This is a genomic window from Janthinobacterium foliorum (assembly GCF_978021625.1).
The window spans coordinates 1-278 of sequence record NZ_CDXDQE010000103.1; the positions used below are offsets into that span (position 1 = coordinate 1).

Genomic DNA, 278 nt, shown 5'->3' on the forward strand with positions numbered 1-278 from the left:
GAGCTAATCCCCCGGGAATTTACGACTCGGGTGTTACTGGTAGGGCTGGTTGGACTCGAACCAACGACCCCCGCGTTATCAACACGGTGCTCTAACCAGCTGAGCTACAGCCCCAACGCGGTGCTACCACGACTACTGTTTCTTCTTTGACTAACAGCCGATAAGTGTGAACATTTGAAGCGGAAGCATTGCTGCTTCGTGCAAACTCTAGAAAGGAGGTGATCCAGCCGCACCTTCCGATACGGCTACCTTGTTACGACTTCACCCCAGTCACGAAT

At 52.9% G+C, this 278-nt stretch carries 1 tRNA gene and 1 rRNA gene; both read right to left on the reverse strand.

Going from position 1 to position 278, the window contains the following annotated elements:
• Positions 1-37: 37 nt before the first annotated feature.
• Positions 38-114, reverse strand: a tRNA-Ile gene (locus tag ACZ92H_RS29700).
• 97 nt (positions 115-211) lie between these two features.
• Positions 212-278: ribosomal RNA gene (locus ACZ92H_RS29705) — 16S ribosomal RNA — on the reverse strand; the annotation flags it as partial.